Genomic DNA, 16142 nt, shown 5'->3' on the forward strand with positions numbered 1-16142 from the left:
GGAGTGAAACAATGAATTATCGTGCATTGGGAAAAAACATTCGCAAGTACCGGCAGGAAAAAGGACTCAACCAAGAAGAACTTGCCGAACTTGTGGGCTGTACCAGCAGTCACATCGGACAGATTGAAAATGCAAGAGGAATTCCCAGTCTGGAGATGACCGTCCGGATTGCAAATGCCCTCTGTGTCAGTATTGACCTTCTTGTTTTGGAATCTTTGCATCATCCGGAGATCATACATCTCCATGATGTGGAGAAACAATTGAAGCAATTTCCTGCGTCAACCAAACACGCGGTTTGCGCAATGATCCGCGATCTGATCAAGCTCGTAGAGAAACTTCCAGGCAGCCAGTCCACTGACAGCTATTCTGCATACGATTTCCATATCTGATTTCCCACGTTGACAAAGTTTTCCGTCCACAAATTCCGCATCAAAGAACTTCTCCCTTCCGGTCATGCTACTCCATCAGCATGGCCATTTTCACTATTATAGAGTCCATTTTTCACACTGCCGAACTCTCTTCTCGCACCTTGACAACTGAATCAGGAGTCCTGTTAACATCCCTTCTGACGAGCGGCCTATCCCTTTCACTGCAAGAGGGACGCACTGATATATGGATGGCGTCCATGTAACGCGATGACGCAGAAGGCTATAATGGTACATCCGGTTTGGACGCATCAGGCATCGACCGGCCCGGCACAGGAATGCCGCGAGAGTAATTCTATGGGTTCGCCAGCCACGAACCGCAGGACTCTATGAATTATCCATTACATGATGATCTATAAGATGCACTGGAGAATTCTCCAGTACATCCACTAATTTATACTAGAGGAGCTAACATTATGAAATACAGCACAGACATAATCGCACTGAAACTAGTTCATATGATGTTTTGCAAGGGCCTAATCAGCAGTTCCGTATATCACCAAATCTTGAACCGCTATACTTAAAAAGTCAAGTGTATCGATGGACACATCCACATCCTAAACAAATGTAGCCTTCCTCTTTATACTCAAGTCAGAAGGAGGCAATACTATGAACCATATTCAACAAATGTACTTTGGGAATATATCCCTAGATCCGAATCGACAGCGCCGAATCGTTTATTATGGCCGCGTTTCAACCGAACACGAGGCACAGTTAGAGGCACTCGAAAAGCAGATGCAATGGTATGAAGACCAGACTAAATACCACTCGAACTGGATCGTTGTCGGTCGTTACATTGACGAAGGTATTACAGGGACACTGGCAAAAAAGCGCCCTGCTTTTATGCAGATGATCGAGGATGCAAAGAAAAAAAGATTTGATCTTATCGTCACTCGTGAAGTGTGCCGGTTTGCCCGGAATACCGTAGACACGTTGGTGCTGACCCGAGAGCTAAAAAACTATGGGGTTGAAGTTTACTTTGTCTCGGACAATATCTGGACAATGGACGGCGATGGAGAGCTTCGGCTGACAATCATGGCTACGCTGGCCCAGGAAGAAAGCCGCAAAATATCGGAACGGGTTCGAGCTGGACAGGCTGTTAGTCGCCAGAATGGTGTCTTGTACGGAAATGGCAATATCATCGGCTACGACCGTGTGGGCGGAACCTATGTCATCAATCCTGAACAGGCTACAACCATTCGAACAGTCTTTGAGCTGTATGCCCAAGGTTTTGGTCAAAAGGAAATCGTGAACGAGCTTACGCGACGCGGCTATAAGGATGGCAACGGCAATGTGAAATGGTCTTGTGTCAAAATCAGTCGAATACTTCGCAACGCCACTTATATGGGATATATTGGCTACAACAAATCAAAAGTTAACAACTTTCTGGAAAAAAAGCGCATCAAGAACTTGGACGAGGATAGCTTTGTTCTCATAAAGGGAAATTTTGAGCCAATTGTTTCAGAGTCCCTTTGGCGGCAATGTGAGCGTATTCGAAAAGGTAGAATCCAAACATACCAAATGCCTTCCGGCGAGGAGCGGAGAAAGGGCACAAGAATTCCGCAACACTTATGGGTAAAGAAACTCCGATGTCGCTGTGGTTCGGGATATAACCGGTTCAAATGGAGAGTTCTTCAAGATGGAACTCCCATCTATGGATACCAATGTAATTACCGCACACAAAGCCCCTCAAAAAGCTTCGTTAAGAAGAACCATCTCATCGACCAGAAGAGTTGCGATGCTATTTCTATTTGCGAATGGAAGCTCGACTTGATGGCTAAGCAAATCTTTGACCAGCTCTGGGGCGATCAGAAAGAGTCCGTTCTGAAGGCCTGTCAGATGGTCGAATCATGCATGATGACTGTGGCTATGCAATCTGATGCTGCAATTACAGAACTTCATCGAAAAGCGGCCATGTTGGAACAAAGGATTTTAAACTTAGGGCAAATGAGAGCCGATGGCGAGCTGACAAAAGAGCAATTTCAAAAGCTATATACTCAGACAACAAAAGAGTTGGAAACTCTACAAGGTAAAATAGACGATCAAGCGAATGAACCGGAACATTCAAGTAGGTTTGATCTGGATAAGATTAAAAAGGGTCTGTCACAAATGGTAGACATCTCCACACCGAAAATTTCCGAAGAACTGATTGAGGAATTTGTTGAAGTGATTACACCAGTGGAAAACCATCATTACCGTTGGAAGTTGAACTTCGACGAACCCAAAACACCACAAGAACGATGTAATCTCCTGAACCCCGACAATTCTCCGGTTCTATCCTTCACAATAGACTTTGAAACCGCTCGTGAATTCCGGTATGCAAACGGCCTACCGTCTCAATTTCGCAGGCGAGACTGGAATAATTTGATCGTCGAAGTGTACTTGTGATACACGCAACTGTGCACAAAATAAAAAAACAAGCGCACCGTCTATGACGGTGCGCTTGCTTCTTCAAAAGTGGTTTTTTCCGCACAGTTATGCGGTTTATTTCTCCATCGCACGGGGTGCTTTAATAGCAGCCTGAGCGGCTGCCAGACGGGCGATGGGTACACGGAAGGGAGAGCAGGACACATAGTCCAGGCCAACCTTGTGGCAGAACTCCACGCTGGTGGGGTCGCCGCCGTGCTCGCCGCAGATGCCCAGACCCAGTTCGGGGCGGGTCTTGCGGCCCAGAGTTACAGCCATTTCAACCAGCTTGCCTACGCCGTTCTGATCCAGGTGAGCGAACGGATCGTTCTCGTAGATCTTGTTGTCGTAGTAGTAGTTCAGGAACTTGCCGGCATCGTCACGGCTGAAGCCGAAGGTCATCTGGGTCAGGTCGTTGGTGCCGAAGCTGAAGAACTCGGCTTCCTTGGCGATCTCGTCTGCGGTCAGAGCAGCGCGAGGAATCTCGATCATGGTGCCCACTTCATACTTCATGTCCACACCGGCAGCCTTGATCAGCTTATCGGCGGTAGCAACCACCACGTCCTTAACGAACTTCAGCTCCTTGACCTCGCCTACCAAGGGGATCATGATGTGGGGAACAATCTTCACGCCGGTTTCACGGCTTACGTTGATGGCAGCGTTGATCACAGCGGTGGTCTGCATCTCGGCAATTTCAGGATAGGAAACGGCCAGACGGCAGCCACGATGGCCCATCATGGGGTTGAACTCATGCAGGCTGTCGATCACGTTGTGCAGATGCTCAACGGTGATGCCCAGATCTGCGGCCAGCTCCACGATATCCTCTTCCTTGGTGGGCAGGAACTCGTGCAGAGGCGGATCCAGATAACGGATGGTCATGGGACGCTCGCCCAGAACCTTATACATGGCCTCGAAGTCACCCTGTTGATAGGGCATGATCTTGGCCAGAGCCTTCTTGCGGTCCACCACGTTCTCGGCCACGATCATCTCGCGAACGGCCTTGATGCGGTCAGCCTCGAAGAACATGTGCTCGGTACGGCACAGGCCGATGCCTTCGGCGCCGAACTCCACAGCCTGCTTGGCGTCGCGGGGGTTGTCGGCGTTGGTGAAGACCTTCAGCTGACGGGCAGCATCGGCCCAGCTCATGAAGCGGCCAAAGTCGCCGCTGATGGAAGCGTCCACGGTGGGCAGAGCCTTGCCGTAGATGTTACCGGTGGAGCCGTTCAGGCTGATCCAGTCGCCGCGCTTATAGGTCACGCCGCCCAGAGTGAACTGCTGTTTGTCGTATTCCACAACGATCTCGCCGCAGCCGGATACGCAGCAGGTGCCCATGCCGCGGGCCACAACGGCAGCGTGGCTGGTCATACCGCCGCGCACGGTCAGGATGCCCTGTGCAACGGCCATGCCCTCGATGTCCTCAGGGCTGGTCTCCAGACGAACCAGGATAACCTTCTTCATCTCACCGCTCTCCACGGCGTTCTTGGCGTCCTCAGCGGTGAATACCACCTGGCCGCAGGCAGCGCCGGGGGAGGCAGCCAGGCCCTTGCCGATGACTTCGGCATTCTTCAGGGCCTCGGGGTCAAACTGGGGATGCAGCAGGCTGTCCAGCTGCTTGGGATCAACGCGCAGAACCGCTTCCTTCTCGTCGATCATGCCCTCGTCCACCAGGTCGACAGCGATCTTCAGAGCGGCGGCAGCGGTGCGCTTGCCGTTACGGGTCTGCAGCATGTAGAGCTTGCCATCCTCGATGGTGAACTCCATATCCTGCATGTCCTTATAATGATTTTCCAGACGGTTGGCAATGTCCACGAACTGGGCATAAACCTCGGGCATCTGCTCCTGCAGATGTGCGATGGGAGAAGGCGTACGGATACCGGCCACAACGTCCTCGCCCTGCGCATTGATCAGGTACTCGCCGAACAGAGCCTTTTCGCCGGTGGCGGGGTTACGGGTGAAGGCCACGCCGGTGCCACTGTTGGGGCCGGTGTTGCCAAATACCATGGCCTGCACGTTAACGGCGGTACCCCACTCGTAGGGGATCTCGTTCATGCGGCGGTATACGTTGGCGCGGGGGTTATCCCAGCTGCGGAACACGGCCTTGACTGCCTCGATCAGCTGAACGCGGGGATCGGTGGGGAAGTCGGTGCCCATGTGGCTCTTGTACAGGCTCTTGAACTTGAATACCAGAGCCTTCATATCGTTCTCGTCCAGCTCGGTGTCCATCTTGACACCCTTTTCAGCCTTCATCTGGTCGATGATCTCTTCGAACTCAGACTTGGGCAGCTCCATAACAACGTCGCTGAACATCTGCACAAAACGGCGGTAGCTGTCGTATGCGAAGCGGGGGTTGCCGGTCTTGGCGGCCAGGCCCTCAACCACTTCGTCGTTCAGGCCCAGGTTCAGGATGGTGTCCATCATGCCGGGCATGGAAGCACGGGCGCCGGAACGGACGGATACCAGCAGGGGGTTGGCAACGTTGCCGAACTTCTTGCCGGTGATGTCTTCCATCTTGCCGATGTATTCGTAAATGTCGGCCATGATCTCATGGTTGATCTGACGGCCGTCTTTGTAGTACTGAGTGCAGGCTTCGGTGGAAATGGTGAAGCCCTGGGGAACAGGCATACCAGCGTTGGTCATTTCGGCCAGGTTGGCGCCTTTGCCGCCGAGGATGTCGCGCATGTCGCGGTTACCCTCGCTGAACAGATAAAGGTATTTTTTCTTGTTCAAAATCTTCAACCTCCAATGGTAGCACCGGGCGGGGCAGAGCCTCGGGCGATGCCGATATTCCGTTTGTGATGAACACATTATAACAGATTCGAGAAAAAAATACCAGAACTTTTTTCAGAATTTGGAAACTTTTTGTGTCAAATCACTGTAAAATTCGACAAAATACGGTGAAAAGCCGGTTTGCAGGCATAGTAAGATTCGTTCCTGCACTTGAAATTTTTCAAAAAGTTGGTATGCTTATAATTGGTGTAATTTTTAGATTTTCCGGCTGCGCTTCATATATTAGAACACGTTCTGCAAAAGCCGGGGTGATGAGGATCATTTATGTTTTTCAAAAAACAGACCACCGGAGCCGACTGGCTGGTGGTGGGCCTGGGCAATCCGGGCAAAAAATATGATGGCACCCGCCACAATGTGGGCTTTGACGCCATCGACCATCTGGCCAAAGAATGGGGCGTAAGCGTGACCAAGGCCAAGTTTGAAGGGTTGTACGGGCAGGCGGCGCTGGCCGAAGGCAAGGTTCTGCTGCTCAAGCCCCAGACCTTTATGAATCTTTCCGGCCACAGCGTACAGGCGGCGGCGGAGTTTTTCAAGATTCCGCCGGAGCATGTGATCATCCTGTGCGATGATGTGACCCAGAAGCCGGGCAAAATTCGCATCCGGCCCAGCGGTTCGGCCGGTGGTCACAACGGCCTGAAAGACATCATCGCCTGCCTTGGCACCGATGGTTTTGCCCGGGTGCGGCTGGGCGTGGGCGAAAAGCCCAGCCCGGACTACGACCTGGCCAACTGGGTGCTGGGCAAACTGGGCGGCGAGGATCGAAAGGCCTTCGAGAGCCGTCTGAACGATGTGGAAGCCGCGGTGCGGCTGATTCTTGCGGGCAAGCTGAGCGAGGCGCAGAATCGATTCAATTGAGCCAGCGGGCCCGGTATTTCCGGGCCCGTTTTGTTTTTCTCGAAAGCGAAAAGGAGGGAACGGCATGAAAGCGGTGTGCAGAGTGATCGCCGCCGGGCTGCTGCTGGCGGCGCTGGCCGGCTGCGGTGCCGGGCGCGGCGGGTATGAATGGGCGGTGGAGCCCCGGCTGAAGGCAGATAAAATCGAACCGCTGGCCGTAAGCGGCGGCGGTATTCTGGAAGGCAGCCTGCCGGAGGACGAGGCACTGCGTACCCTCTGCGCGGCCCAGCAGGGCGAGCTGTGGGGCCTTGTGGACGGTCAGACCGGCGAGTGGGTGGTGGAGCCCTGTTTTTCTCAGGCTCCCGCCCTGTGTCCCGCCGGGCACCTGCTTGCCACCGGGCCGGACGGCACACTGATTGACGACCCGGAACTGGACCGGCAGCTGACCGCCTATGCTCCGGCGCTTCGCCTGGAGCCGGGCCACGGAGGCCTTGGTGTGGAATATGTGTGGGACGGTGAAGCCGGTCAGGTGCGCCGCCACAGCTGGAACGAGAGCGGTGCGCAAAGCCCGCTCCTGGACCCGTCCGCCGGGAACGGCGAGCTGCTCCCGATCCGACAGGGCAGCTGGAAATATAACCAGCTGGAGGGCGCCCAGGTGATGGAAGCGCAGCCAAAAAGCCTTTACGCCGTGGCCACAGCAGACGGAACCCTGCTCACAGATTTTGTTTATGAACAGGCCCGGCCCGGCAGCGACGGACTGATTGCGGTGGAGAAAAAGGGGAAATGGGGCTATCTGAACGAACAGGGCCAGCTGGTGATCCCCTGCAAATACGACGGTGTATGGGGCCAGAGCACCGACCGGGACGTTCAGGGCAACAACAGCGCCGTCTGGCAGCGGGTGTGGCCCGCGCCCTGCCTCGAAGCAGGCGTGGTGGTACGCAAAGGCGGGGAATACGCTCTGCTGAGCAGCGACGGCCAGAAACAGATCGGCTTCGGCGCCTATCAGGCACTGGCCCCGGCGCCGGGCGGCCTTGTCTGGGCAGAAGAAGGCGGTCTGTGGGGGCTGCTGCGGCCGGTTTCCGATTCCTGAGCTGTATTTCTTCCCACACCGTTTACAACGGCAGGCAACAGCCGGTATAATAGTCGCGGAAAGAATTCAACAACAAGGGAGGAACGTGGTTGAAAACCAGACTTTTGTGCGCGGTGATGCTGCTGGCGCTGGCCATCGGCCTGGCGATGCCCGCCGCCGCCCAGTGGGATCCGCCCCAGGGCACAACGGACAAGGCGCAGGCAGTGTACCTGTATCAGCTGGACACCGAGACCCTGGTCTATGCAAAAAACGAGAATGAACGGCGGGCCCCGGCCAGCCTGACCAAGCTGATGACCGCACTGCTTCTGGTGGAGAGCGGCCAACCGCTGGACACACCGTTCACCATTCCCGACGGGCTGCAGCCGGAGTTCAATGAAATTCTGGCGAATTACGGCACCCGGGCGGGGCTGCTCTGCGGCGAGACCGTAACCCTGCAGGATCTGCTCTACGGCTGCCTTCTGCCCAGCGGTAACGACGCGGCCAGCGCCATCGCCTGGTATCTGGGCGACGGAGACGAGGCTGCCTTTCTGGATCAGATAAACCGGCGGGCCGCCGAACTTGGCTGCACCGACACCCACTTCAGCTGTCCCCATGGGCTGGACAGCATGGATCAGGGAAATTACAGCACCGCGCAGGACATGTTCCGGATTGCCCGGGCCTGCATGGAAAACGAAACATTGATGGAGGTCATGTGCTCCACCGAATACTGGATGCCCCTGACCGAGCTGCACACTCAGGCCGACGCCGGCGCGCCGGAAGGGAAGAGCTACCGGATTCGCAGCACCGTGGTGATGCAGAACCCGGACTCCCCCCTGTATCGGGACTATATTCGGGGCATGAAAACCGGCTTTACCGACGAGGCGGGCCGGTGCTTTGTGTCCGGCGCGCAGCAGGGCGGGGCCAACTGGCTGTTGGTGGTGATGGGTGCACAGGATGGCCTTGCGGAGGACGGCGTGAACTACGCCTTCCACACCACGGCAGATCTGTACGACTGGGCGCTGGAAGCGCTGGCACCCACCGCCGCCGTGAACACCGAGACCCCGGCCACCCAGCTTCCGCTGCGCTGGTGCACCGAAGCCGACACGGTGGGGCTGTATGCCAGAGATCCGCTGGTGGTTCTGGCGGAGACCGATTCCAGCACGCTGGAAACCCGCATCGAAACCACGGTGGATTCCCTCTCCGCTCCGGTGCAGGCCGGCACGGTGCTGGGGCGGCTGACCGTTCAGGTGAACGGCGAGACCGTGGGCTCCACCGAGCTGGTGGTTCTGCAGGACTATGAACGCAGCTTCTGGCTTTACGCCAAGGATCTGGTGCGCCCCTGGCTGCCTCTTCTGGCCGCTGTGGGGATTGCCCTGCTGATCGGGCTGGTACTGCTGGCCCGTCTGCTTGCCCATAAGACAGCGGTTCGCCGCCGACGCAAGGCCCTGCGGGTAGCCCCGCCCCGCAGCCGGGAAAACCCATAACATCCTGATTCATACAAGCAAAACACCCCTTTCCGCTTTTTGTGGCGGGAAGGGGTGCTCTTTTTATGAATATTTTGCCGCCGGGGTTGACAGAATACATTCACCGGCATATAATGAACATCGTTCAGTGCGGTGTGCCGCACTTTCTTTTCCGAATTCATGAACATCGTTCATTGTTAACTCTTTTGAAAGGATGGGCTTTTTATGGTAAAACGCTCCACTCTTCTGCTCATCGCCTGCCTGGTATGGGGCTGTGCCGGGGCAAATATTCTTCGCATTGGTCTGGCTGCCTATCCAGCCTATCTGTCGGTTCTGAATCTGGTGCTGTCCGCGGTGGTGTTCGCGGTCTTTCAGCGGTTCATTTTCGGGCCACTGGTGAAAAAGCACACCGGCCGGATCACCGGTTACGAGGCCGAACGGCACTTCTTTTTGAAGTTTTTCGACCTGCGCTCCTTCGCCATTATGGCGGTGATGATGACCGGCGGCATCTGGCTGCGGGCTTCCGGCGTGGGGCCGGAGGTGTTTATCGCGGTGTTCTATTCCGGTCTGGGCGCTTCGCTGCTGCTGGCAGGCCTGCTGTTCGGGCGCAACTATTACCGCCTTCGCTCCGCCTGCTGATGAAATCAGAACTGCTTTCTCCTTCCTCAGACGAAAACGCCCGGGGCCGCTGATATAGCCCCGGGCGTTTTTGCTCTTATTCCGTTTCGTTCAGAAAATCCTTTAGGTACTCCGCGGCGCTGCGGCTCATTTCGCGGGAGAAGTCGCTGCCGTATTTGCGCTGCTCAAAGGCCTTGACCCACTGATCGAAATCGAAGGTTTCATTTCCACCCCGGGCGGCCCGCTCCTCCAGCGCCTGCCGGTGCTGCTCACCGGTGTATTCCGGGTACTGATTTTCCGCCACAATGTAATTGCGGGCAAATCGGGCGGGCTTTTTGCGCTGCTGCTGTTGGCGGGTGGGCCAGCCGATCACCAGCATGGCCGCCGGCACTACCTGAGCGGGCAGAGCCAGTTCCTCGCGCACCTGCTCGCAGTTTTCCAAAATATCGCCGATGTAGCAGCTGCCCAGCCCCAGGCTATGGGCGGCCACCACCACATTCTGGGCGGCAATGCAGGCATCCGCCACCGCCAGGAAAAGATCCCCCGCGCCGGCAGGTCGGGGCGCACAGCCCGCTTCCCGGTAGACGCCGGGCCAGCGGGCGCAGTCCGCCAGAAAAACCAGCACCACCGGAGCGGTGGCGATAAAGGGCTGATGATCGCACAGCTCGGCCAGCCGGGCCTTACGCTCCGGATCGGTGATGTCCAGAATGGTATACAGCTGCTGGCAGCCGGCGGTGGGCGCCTGGAATGCTGCTTCCAGCAGCTGCTCCTTCATGGCAGGGGTGACCGGCTGATCCAGAAAGACCCGCACACTCTTGCGGTCCTGAATTCCCTGTTGGGTAGGGTTCATGGGGAATGCCTCCTTTTGCGGCGGGCCGGGCAGGGCCCGCTTTTTTCTGATTATAGCACGTTCCCACACAAAAAACACGCCTCACTCAGCCCGGTACAGCCCCATCCACCCCCCTTGACTTCCTTTGTCTAACAGAGTAGACTAAAGTTAGAGAGTCTACAGCATTAGACAAGAGGAGGTTTTCCCATGAACACACCCAAGATCCACGAAAGTGAGTACCGATTCTGCCTCATTTTATGGGAGCACGAACCGGTCACCACCGTCGAGCTGGTGAAGCTGTGCCAGCAGCAGCTGGAATGGAAGCGCACCACCACCTACACCGTAATCAAGCGGCTGTCAGAACGAGGGGTACTGCAAAACGAGGACGGCGTGATCACCTCCCTGATTTCCAAAGAGGATGCGCAGGCCTCCGAGATTGAGGAGCTGGTGGAAAAGCGCTTCGGCGGTTCGCTGCCCTCCTTTCTTGCCGCATTCACCCGGCACCAGAAGCTTTCCGAGAAGGAGTTGGACGAGGTGCAACAGATGATCGATCACATCAGAAAGGGAACCACATCATGAACGGGCTGTTTTTGAAAGTTCTGAACACCAGCATTTCGGCAAGCTGGCTGGTTCTGGCCGTGCTGCTCCTGCGTTTTTTGCTGCGAAGGGCACCCAAATGGATTTCCGTTCTGCTTTGGGGCATTGTAGCGCTGCGGCTTGTACTGCCGTTCTCGGTCCAAAGCGTACTAAGCCTGATTCCCAGCGCCGAGACGCTTACCTGCGAGATTTTGTCCGGCCCCAGCTTCCACATTCACACCGGGTTTGCGCCGGTGGACCAGCAGGTGAACGGGTATCTGGCAGACCGTTATTTTGAGGGTGTCACCGTACCGGCAAGCAGCGGCACTGAGCGGATGACGCTACTTGCTTTTTTCTGGGCCGCCGGGACCGCCGCCATGCTGCTTTATGCGGCCATCAACTGCTGGCGGCTGCGGCAAACCCTGCGCACGGCCATCCCACTGCGGGACAACCTTTATCAGAGTGACGGCATCGCATCCCCCTTTGTTCTAGGTATTGTGCGCCCGAAGATCTATCTGCCATTCCGCCTGGAAGAAGAGGCACTGCCTTACGTGACCGCTCACGAGCAGGCCCACATTCAACGGAAGGACCACTGGTGGAAGCCGCTGGGCTTTCTTTTGCTGGCGGTGCATTGGTTCAACCCGCTGCTGTGGCTCTCCTATACGCTGCTGTGCCGCGACATCGAGCTGGCCTGCGATGAGCGGGTAATCCGTGGACTGTCCCGCGCTGGGTGCGCGGCCTATACTCAGGCACTGGTTGCCGTCTCTCTCGCCGCCTGTGCTGCCGCTGCCGTCTGTTTTCTGACTGACCCCGTGGACAGCAGTACCGAACCCGATGCTGCGCCGCCTGCCCAGACCGTGGCTTCCAGCGCAGAAGAACCGCAGCCGGAAACCATGCCCGCGCTGACCCGGCAGAACGCCGAAGAGACCATCGCCCAAATTCTGGCCACCCTGACCATCCACAGCGACCACACCGTTTCCTTTTCTTTGCCCCAGATTCTCCCGGTCGCAGAGGACGGCAAAACCGAACTGGCCATCTCGCTGAATGCCACCTTTTCCGACGCTCCCGGCAGCTTTTCTGTACAGGCGCTGCTGGACAGCGAAACCGGCTGGCAGGGCGGCGAACAGCCCCGGCTTTCGCTGGATACCGGCAAAGGGGAGCTGACCGATGTTTTTCTGGGCGTTTTCTATCTGACGGAAGTGGACACCAACGCCTACGACGTCTACGCAAAGGGCAGCGTGGAGCTCCCCGCGCCTTTCCACTACGATACTCCCGCGGGCTACACTGCTCCTTCGGTGCAGCTCAGCCAGACGGCGGAAGCCACCCTGCTGCATTACACCCTGCCCGACGGCAGCACCCCGGTTTTGTCGGTACAGCTCCCGCAGTCTGTCACGATTACGGAAGGGGAGGAGCAGCTTCTGATCACCCGGAACGGAGAAACCGTGGGCACTGTTACGCTGTACCCCTTCGGCACCGCCGATGCACAAAGCCTGCAGGAAATCGATCCGGCGGAAGACGCGCTGCCCATGTCCGTCTTCTCCACCGTGGCGCTCTCCAACCATGTCGGATATGAGAGCTATCGGGTGTGCAGCCACAATGCCACCGGGGCCGTGGCCACAGCGGAATTTGTCTGGCAGGACCTTTCCTCCGGCGGCTCGGCTGCCTCCACTGCCTGGCAGACACAGAACTGCATCCTGGCTTACGACTGGAGCGTCATGCCCTATTTCGTGGAGCTGCAGCTGGCCCCGGGGCTCTTCTCCCAGACGGAACTGACTGCGCTTGCCCGAACCATCACCCTTGCATAAACTACACAAAACAGGAGCGGCATGACCATAGCCATGCCGCTCCTGTTCTATATATCATCTTACTCGTAACGAAGTGCCTCGATGGGGTCCAGCTTGGCGGCCTTGTTGGCCGGGTAATAGCCGAAGAACACCCCGATGGCCATGGAGAAGCCCACCGCCACCAGCACGGTGCCCAGATCCACCCGGGCGGGTGCACCGATCAGGGATGCGCCCAGACTGCCCAGACCGAAGCCCACCAGAATGCCCAGTGCGCCGCCCACCAGACAGATGACCACCGACTCCACGATAAACTGGGTGCGGATGGCCCCGTTGGTGGCGCCCAGCGCCTTGCGCACACCGATCTCCCGGGTGCGCTCGGTGATGCTCACCAGCATGATATTCATCACGCCGATGCCGCCCACCAGTAGGCTGATGCCCGCAATCACCCCGATGGCCAGCGAGATGGTATCCAGCACGCTGGTGATGGAGCTCATCTCGTTTTGCAGATTGTACACGGTAACCAGAAACTGCTCGTTGTTCTTGTAATAACGCTCCTCAAAGAACTGCTCACTGCGCAGCTGGAACGCATCCGCGTCCACACCGGCGGCGGGCACCACCTCACACCAGAAATAACTGCCGCCCGCAATGCCGTTCATGTCGTGCAGGGTGGTGAGGGGCAGATACAGATCGGTGGTGGTGTTTTTGTTCACGGTGGCACTGCCGCCCAGCAGCGGGCTCATGGTCTGGTAGGCATAAACGCCCACGATGGACAGTTCGTGCACCGCACCGCCGGATTCCGTCACCTCTATGGTCTGGCCCAGCGCGGCCTGATCGTCGCCGCCGAACAGGTTATCCACCAGTACGTCACTCACCAGTGCCACCTGACGCACGCCCTCCTGATCCTTTTCGTTCAGGGCGCGGCCCGCCACCAGCTCGCATTTTTCCGCGTCGAAGTAGCCCTGATTCACACCGGTGATATTCACCTTTGCGGTGTTCGCGCCAATCTGGATCTTACCCGCACCGCCGCTTTCGGTGAGCACCACCGCCTTGATCTGCTGGGCAAACCGCTCCTCGTAGGCCTGCAGCATCTCGTCACTCAGCAGGTCGCTCTCCTGATAGCTGTAACTGTTCGGGTAGTCACCGTTTTCATCCGGCCGGGGATCCACACTCAATTGCAGGTTGTTTCCGCCCATGGCCACCAGACTTTCGCTCACCGTACTGGTGAGAGAATTACCCACGGTGACGATGGCAATCACCGAACCGATGCCGATGATGATGCCCAGCATGGTGAGCAGGGCACGCATCTTGTTGCTGCGCAGCCCGCCCAGGGCCAGCTTGATGTTTTCCCAGATCACAGCGCCGCGCCCCCTTTCACTTCGCCGGTAATACGCCCGTCCCGAATGGTGATGATCCGCTCGCATTCGGCGGCCAGCTCCCGGGAGTGGGTGATGAGCAGGATGGTTTTGCCCTGCTCCTTGTGCAGCTTGTGGAACAGATCCATCACCACCCGGCCGGTGGCGGAATCCAGCGCGCCGGTGGGTTCGTCTGCCAGCAGCACCGCCGGGTCGTTTGCCATTGCCCGGGCAATGGCCACACGCTGCTTCTGACCGCCGGAAAGCTCGTTGGGCTGGTGCGCCATCCGCTTTTCCATGCCCACCAACTCCAGCAGCTCCTTTGCCCGGGCGGTGCGCTTTGCCGCGCCGATGCCGTTGTACAGCATGGGCAGCTCCACATTTTTCAAAGCGCTGGTGCGGCCGATCAGGTTGAAGGTCTGGAACACAAATCCGATTTTGCGGCAGCGCAGCGCGGAAAGCTCGCTGTCCTTTGCGGCAGTCATGTCGATGCCATCCAGGAAATAGCTGCCCTGGGTGGGTTTGTCCAGCGCGCCCACAATGTTCATCAAGGTGGACTTGCCGCTGCCGGACTCGCCCACGATGGCCACGAACTCGCCCTCATACACATCCAGATCAATGCCATGCAGAATCTCCAGCTCGTTGGGCTGGCCGATGTAAAATTTCTTCACGATGCCCCTCAGCTGGATGATGGGCTTCTTTTCGTCGCTCATTGCATTGCCTCCGGGTCAGCCAGGCTGCGCAGCTCCATGCCCTCGGTCAGGCCCTCGCCGCTCACCTCCACCGACAGATCCGTCTCCATGCCGGTGGTCACCGGGACGGGGGTGAAGGTCACGTTGCCCTCGGCGTCGGTGTTCTTCTGGTAAACCACAGCTTCGCCGTCTTCATCGGTGCCCACCGCGTCCAGCGGCACACTGAACACGCCCTTTTTCTCTTCCAGCAGAACCTTGGCCTTGGCAGTCATGCCCAGACGCAGCGCGCCGGTGGCGTCGTCCACTGAAACCTTCACTGCATAGCTGGCTTCGCCATTCTCGTTCACGGTGGCCTTGGGGGCGATCCAGCTGATGGAACCGTGGAACACATCCTTTGCGCCGGAGGTCAGGGTCACACTCTGGCCCACGCTCAGCTGGTTCACATCGTATTCCCGCACGCTGAGCAGTGCCTCCAGCGCGCTCTGGTTCTCGATGGTGGCGATCTCGCCTGCGGCGCCGCCCACCACAGCCTTTACCTGCGTGATGGTTCCGGCGCAGGGCGCGGTGATGGTGCACTGCTTTTTGGCATTCTGCAGGGTTTTCAGCTGCTGGGCCGCCGCGCTGGGGGCATCCGCCGCGGTCACCGCGTTCACCAGCACATCCTGTGCATCCTCAATGGCCAGACTGTCCTGCCGGAGCTTGGCATCCCGCTCAGTCTGATCCCAGTCAGCAGTCACATCCTCGTCGATGGTTTTCTGGTTGCGGGCATCCTCCAGCCGGCGCTGCGCCTGAGAAATGCTCAGGTCGTTCTGCTGCTTTTCGGCGGCCACCGCCTCCTGCTGAACCTTGATCTGGGCATCCAGATCGGTGGTATCCAGCGTGGCGAGCACATCGCCCTCGGCCACCACATCACCTTCGCTTACCAGCACCTCGGCCACCGGGTAGGTCTGGGCCGCGGCCACCTGGGTCACCTGGGCAGACTGGATGCTTCCGCTCACGCTCAGGGTCCGGCTCAGATCGCCCTTTTCCAGCGTGAAGGTCTGTACCTGCTGGGCTGCCGCCTTTTGTGCGGCCGCGGCCGCCTGATTCATCCGCGTCCAGCCCACAGCGCCGGCCACAGCCAGCACCGCCAGCACAATCAGCGCCTTTTTGTGCCGGCCCAAAAACGATGTTATCCTGCTCATCCCTCATCGACTCCTCTTATTTCATCTGTATGGCGGCCCCGCAGGGCCGCTGCTGTTCCAAACACCCGGGCACGGAAAACAGCCCTCTGCCGTTTTTCGTCGCCAGCGGACAAACCGTTCAAA

Annotated in this window: 13 protein-coding genes; 8 read left to right on the plus strand and 5 right to left on the minus strand. The window is 57.6% G+C overall.

The window, feature by feature from the left end:
- Window positions 1-11 precede the first annotated feature (11 nt).
- Together ACESYO_RS02485 and ACESYO_RS02490 are read left to right on the plus strand one after the other, a co-directional pair.
- Window positions 12-389: a helix-turn-helix domain-containing protein gene (locus ACESYO_RS02485; protein ID WP_373209364.1), complete on the plus strand. Its 378-nt coding sequence runs from the start codon at window positions 12-14 to the stop codon at window positions 387-389.
- Between the two features lie 645 nt (window positions 390-1034).
- Window positions 1035-2813 carry a recombinase family protein gene (locus tag ACESYO_RS02490; RefSeq protein ID WP_373209363.1) on the plus strand — a complete coding sequence of 593 codons (1779 nt, stop codon included), beginning with the start codon at window positions 1035-1037 and terminating at the stop codon, window positions 2811-2813.
- 96 nt (window positions 2814-2909) lie between these two features.
- Here ACESYO_RS02490 and ppdK read toward each other — a convergent pair whose 3' ends face one another.
- A complete protein-coding gene (gene ppdK / locus ACESYO_RS02495; RefSeq protein ID WP_373209385.1) occupies window positions 2910-5561 on the minus strand; it encodes a pyruvate, phosphate dikinase in 2652 nt (883 codons plus the stop codon).
- Between the two features lie 321 nt (window positions 5562-5882).
- Between ppdK and pth the strand changes: the two genes are divergently transcribed.
- The 4 genes from pth (at window position 5883) to ACESYO_RS02515 (ending at window position 9623) form a co-directional block, all read left to right on the plus strand.
- A complete protein-coding gene (pth, locus tag ACESYO_RS02500) occupies window positions 5883-6473 on the plus strand; it encodes an aminoacyl-tRNA hydrolase (RefSeq protein ID WP_283128202.1) in 591 nt (196 codons plus the stop codon).
- 64 nt (window positions 6474-6537) lie between these two features.
- Window positions 6538-7542, plus strand: a complete 1005-nt coding sequence (locus tag ACESYO_RS02505) for a WG repeat-containing protein (protein WP_283128201.1) — start codon at window positions 6538-6540, stop codon at window positions 7540-7542.
- Between the two features lie 89 nt (window positions 7543-7631).
- A complete protein-coding gene (locus tag ACESYO_RS02510; RefSeq protein ID WP_373209362.1) occupies window positions 7632-9005 on the plus strand; it encodes a D-alanyl-D-alanine carboxypeptidase family protein in 1374 nt (457 codons plus the stop codon).
- A gap of 204 nt (window positions 9006-9209) precedes the next feature.
- Window positions 9210-9623, plus strand: coding sequence for a hypothetical protein (locus tag ACESYO_RS02515; protein ID WP_373209361.1), 414 nt, complete (start codon window positions 9210-9212; stop codon window positions 9621-9623).
- 76 nt (window positions 9624-9699) lie between these two features.
- Here the strand turns inward: ACESYO_RS02515 and ACESYO_RS02520 are convergent, their stop codons facing one another.
- A complete protein-coding gene (locus ACESYO_RS02520; RefSeq protein ID WP_373209360.1) occupies window positions 9700-10452 on the minus strand; it encodes a nitroreductase family protein in 753 nt (250 codons plus the stop codon).
- A 186-nt stretch (window positions 10453-10638) separates the two neighbouring features.
- Here ACESYO_RS02520 and ACESYO_RS02525 point away from each other — a divergent pair, with 186 nt between their 5' ends.
- Entirely contained in the window at window positions 10639-11010 is a 372-nt protein-coding gene (locus ACESYO_RS02525) for a BlaI/MecI/CopY family transcriptional regulator (RefSeq protein ID WP_373209359.1), read from the plus strand.
- Between the two features lie 11 nt (window positions 11011-11021).
- A complete protein-coding gene (locus tag ACESYO_RS02530) occupies window positions 11022-12812 on the plus strand; it encodes a M56 family metallopeptidase (protein ID WP_373209358.1) in 1791 nt (596 codons plus the stop codon).
- 59 nt (window positions 12813-12871) lie between these two features.
- On the opposite strand, the gene ACESYO_RS02535 is transcribed toward ACESYO_RS02530, so the two are convergent.
- Genes ACESYO_RS02535 through ACESYO_RS02545 form a run of 3 tightly spaced genes read right to left on the minus strand, consistent with a single transcriptional unit; the run spans window position 12872 to window position 16019 of the window.
- Window positions 12872-14146 (minus strand): ABC transporter permease, encoded by a 1275-nt coding sequence (locus tag ACESYO_RS02535; protein ID WP_283128198.1) that lies wholly within the window; start codon window positions 14144-14146, stop codon window positions 12872-12874.
- Window positions 14143-14856, minus strand: coding sequence for an ABC transporter ATP-binding protein (locus tag ACESYO_RS02540; protein WP_283128197.1), 714 nt, complete (start codon window positions 14854-14856; stop codon window positions 14143-14145). Before ACESYO_RS02540 ends, ACESYO_RS02535 begins: the two co-directional genes overlap by 4 nt.
- Window positions 14853-16019, minus strand: coding sequence for an efflux RND transporter periplasmic adaptor subunit (locus tag ACESYO_RS02545; protein ID WP_283128196.1), 1167 nt, complete (start codon window positions 16017-16019; stop codon window positions 14853-14855). The genes ACESYO_RS02540 and ACESYO_RS02545 overlap by 4 nt, the downstream gene beginning before the upstream one ends.
- Between the last annotated feature and the right edge of the window lie 123 nt (window positions 16020-16142).

Source organism: Allofournierella massiliensis, from assembly GCF_964241245.1.
Classification (GTDB): domain Bacteria; phylum Bacillota; class Clostridia; order Oscillospirales; family Ruminococcaceae; genus Allofournierella; species Allofournierella massiliensis.